The 3,673-nt window shown below is 64.6% G+C and carries 3 protein-coding genes; all 3 read left to right on the top strand.

The window, feature by feature from the left end:
- Positions 1–205 precede the first annotated feature (205 nt).
- Positions 206–1,192, top strand: coding sequence for a tRNA dihydrouridine synthase DusB (dusB, locus tag AAG799_RS22725; protein ID WP_341899402.1), 987 nt, complete (start codon positions 206–208; stop codon positions 1,190–1,192).
- Positions 1,192–2,313 (top strand): ATP-binding protein, encoded by a 1,122-nt coding sequence (locus AAG799_RS22730; RefSeq protein ID WP_341899403.1) that lies wholly within the window; start codon positions 1,192–1,194, stop codon positions 2,311–2,313. Before dusB ends, AAG799_RS22730 begins: the two co-directional genes overlap by 1 nt.
- Positions 2,310–3,673 (top strand): nitrogen regulation protein NR(I) (gene ntrC / locus AAG799_RS22735; RefSeq protein WP_341899404.1); only part of this gene is annotated, 1,364 nt, incomplete at its 3' end. The genes AAG799_RS22730 and ntrC, both read left to right, overlap by 4 nt.

The raw sequence follows: 3,673 nt of genomic DNA on the forward strand, positions 1-3,673 counted from the left end.
TGCTTGGGTTTTTCTCCGCCGGCGCGGGTTCCGCGGCCGGCCGCAACAATCAGCGCGGCGGTTGTCATGTGGGGCAACCTACCCGAGCCGGTCCGGGGAGGCAAAGGCCTGCCCGGCTTGCTCCGGAAGCGGAAGGATGTTGCAGCGCAGTACGAAAGCCTTTATCGTGACCAACATCTGGGCATCCCAGGGAATTGTGTAAAAAATGAGCATAAACGTCGGTCCCGTCGCCATCGCAGATCCGGTCATCCTGGCCCCCATGTCGGGGGTCTCGGATTTGCCGTTCCGTCGCCTCGTCAAGCGCAGCGGTGCTGGCCTCGTCGTGTCTGAAATGATCGCCTCCGAAGCGATGGTGCGCGCCTCGCGGCAGACGCTGAAGATGGCGCAGAACGTGCCCGAAGAATTCCCCATGTCGGTGCAGCTCGCCGGTTGCGAAGGCAGCGTGATGGCCGAGGCTGCCAAGCTGAATGAAGACAGCGGCGCCGCCATCATCGACATCAACATGGGCTGCCCGGTGAAGAAGGTGGTGAACGGCCATGCCGGTTCGGCGCTGATGCGCGACCTGGCCCATGCCAAGACGCTGCTGACTGCCACCGTGAAGGCCGTGAAGCTGCCGGTGACGTTGAAGATGCGCACCGGCTGGGACGATGCCAACCGCAATGCGCCGGAACTCGCGCGCATCGCCGAAGGCGAGGGCATCCAGATGCTCACCGTGCACGGTCGCACGCGCTGCCAGCTGTATAACGGCCATGCCGATTGGAGTTTCGTGCGCAAGGTGAAAGAGGCAACCAAGCTGCCGGTGATCGTCAACGGCGATATCACCACACTGGACGCCGCCAGGGATGCGCTGGACCAGTCGGGCGCCGATGGCGTGATGATCGGTCGCGGTGCCTATGGCCGGCCATGGTTCCTGCGCCAGGTGATCGAATTCCTCAAGACCGGCGCGCGGCTGCCCGATCCGTCGCTGGCCGAGCAGGAAGCCACCGTGCTGGAGCATTACGACGCCATGCTGGAACATTACGGTGTGTCGACCGGCCTGAAGATCGGCCGCAAGCATGTGGCCTGGTATTCCAAGGGCCTGCCGGGCTCGGCCGAGTTCCGCACCCGCATCATGCAGATCGATGAACCGCAGCAGGTGCGCAGCACCATTCGCGATTTCTATGCGCCGCAGCTGGATCGGATGGCCGCCTGATGCAGTCGGTTGAGAGCTACGAAAGCCGCAGCATCGATGCCGCCCAGGTACTGGGCGCCATTCCCAATCCGATCCTGGTGGTCGGCCGTCAGGGCGACATCAGCTATGTGAATCCTGCCGCCGAACAGTTCTTCGACAGCGGCGCGGCCGTGCTGTGCCGGCAGAATCTGCGCGACCTGGTGCCGTTTGGCAGCCCGGTGCTGCAGCTGTTTGCCCAGGTGTTCCGCGAGCGCTGCAGCGTGGCGGAATACGATGTCGATCTCGGCTCGCCGCGCCTGGGCGAGCGTCTGGTCGATGTGCAGATTTCGCCGGTGCCGGAAGCGCAGGATCATGTGATCGTGCGCTTTGACGAGCGCACCATGGCTGCCAAGATCGACCGCGCGCTGACCCATCGCGGCGCGGCGCGCTCGGTCACCGGCATGGCCGCCGTGCTGGCGCATGAAGTGAAGAATCCGCTCAGCGGCATTCGCGGCGCAGCCCAGCTGCTGGAAGCCAATTGCAACCAGGCCGACCGCGAACTGACCCGCCTGATCTGCGATGAGACCGACCGCATCTGCGCACTGGTCGACAGCATGGAAGTCTTCACTGACAAGCGTATCGAGCGCGGCCCGGTGAATATCCATCAGGTGCTGGAACATGTGCGCAAGGTGGCGCAGGCCGGCTTTGCCAAGCATATCCGCTTTGTCGAACGCTACGACCCGTCGCTGCCGCCGGTGAATGGCAGCCGCGACCAGCTGGTCCAGGTCTTCCTGAATCTGGTGAAGAATGCGGCAGAGGCTGTGGGCGACGATCCCGGTGGCGAGATCATCCTGACCACCGCCTACCGCCATGGCGTGCGTCTGGCCGTGCGCGGCTCGCGTGACCGGTTGCATCTGCCACTGGAAGTGTCGGTTCAGGACAATGGCCCGGGTGTATCCGAGGATATTCGCCAATATCTGTTCGATCCGTTCGTTTCGACCAAAGTCAGCGGTTCTGGCCTCGGTCTTGCATTGGTTGCCAAGATCATTGGCGATCACGGCGGCGTTATTGAATGTGACAGCCGTCCCCGCCGTACAGTTTTCAGTGCCCGCCTGCCGGTTCACAGCCCGACAGCGGATGAATCCGGAGAGTTCCAGGAATGAGTAACAAGGGCACCATTCTCGTCGCCGACGACGACCGCTCGATCCGCACGGTGCTGGATCAGGCGCTCGGCCGGGTCGGCTATCAGGTGCGCTCCACCGGCAATGCCGCCACCCTGTGGCGCTGGGCGTCTGAAGGCGAGGGCGAGCTGATCATCACCGATGTGGTGATGCCGGACGAGAATGGCCTCGACCTGCTGCCGCGCATCAAGCGGATCCGGCCGGAACTGCCGATCATCGTGATGAGCGCGCAGAAGACGCTGCTGACCGCCGTGAAGGCCGCCGAACGCGGCGCCTATGACTATCTGCCCAAGCCCTTCGATCTGAAGGAGCTGCTGCGCGTGGTTGAACGCGCGATGAACCAGCCGAAGGCGCAGCCGTCGGAAGCCGCCGCCGCCGATGCCGACGAGGAAAAGCTGCCGCTGATCGGCCGCTCGCCGGCGATGCAGGAAATCTATCGTGTGATGGCGCGCCTGATGGGCACCGACCTCACCGTGCTGATCTATGGCGAGAGCGGCACCGGCAAGGAGCTGGTGGCGCGCGCGCTGCATGATTACGGCAAGCGCCGCAACGGCCCGTTCGTGGCCATCAACATGGCGGCGATCCCGCGCGAGCTGATCGAGAGCGAGCTGTTCGGCCATGAGAAGGGCGCCTTCACCGGCGCCGCCAACCGTTACGCCGGCCGCTTCGAACAGGCCGAGGGCGGCACGCTGTTTCTCGACGAAATCGGCGACATGCCGATCGAAGCCCAGACGCGTCTTTTGCGCGTCCTGCAGCAGGGCGAATACACCACCGTGGGCGGCCGCACGCCGATCCGCACCGATGTGCGCATCGTCGCCGCCACCAACCGCGATTTGCGTCAGGCCGTGAACCAGGGCCTGTTCCGCGAGGATCTGTTCTATCGCCTGAATGTCGTGCCGCTGCGCCTGCCGCCGCTGCGCGAGCGCAGCGAGGATATTGCCGATCTGGTGCGGCATTTCCTCAACCAGTCCACCGCCCAGGGCCTGCCGACCAAGACCGTGTCGGCCGAGGCGATGGAGCGTATCCGTCGCTATCGCTGGCCGGGCAACGTGCGCGAGCTGGAAAACCTGGTCCGCCGGTTGGCCGCGCTCTATGCCGAGGACGTCATCGGCATAGAGGTGATCGAGAACGAACTGGCCGAGCCGCCGCAGGCGCCGCGCAATGCCGAGCCCAGCGAGGAAGAGACGCTGACCGGCAGCATCGAGCGCCACCTGACCAAGTATTTTTCCGCCCAGGGCGACGACCTGCCGCCGCCGGGCCTGTATGACCGCATGCTGCGCGAGCTGGAAATTCCGCTGATCTCGCTCAGCCTGGCGGCCACGCGGGGCAACCAGATCAAGGC

The organism is Ferrovibrio terrae (genome assembly GCF_943371255.1).
In the GTDB taxonomy this organism is placed as follows: Bacteria; Pseudomonadota; Alphaproteobacteria; order Ferrovibrionales; family Ferrovibrionaceae; genus Ferrovibrio; species Ferrovibrio terrae_B.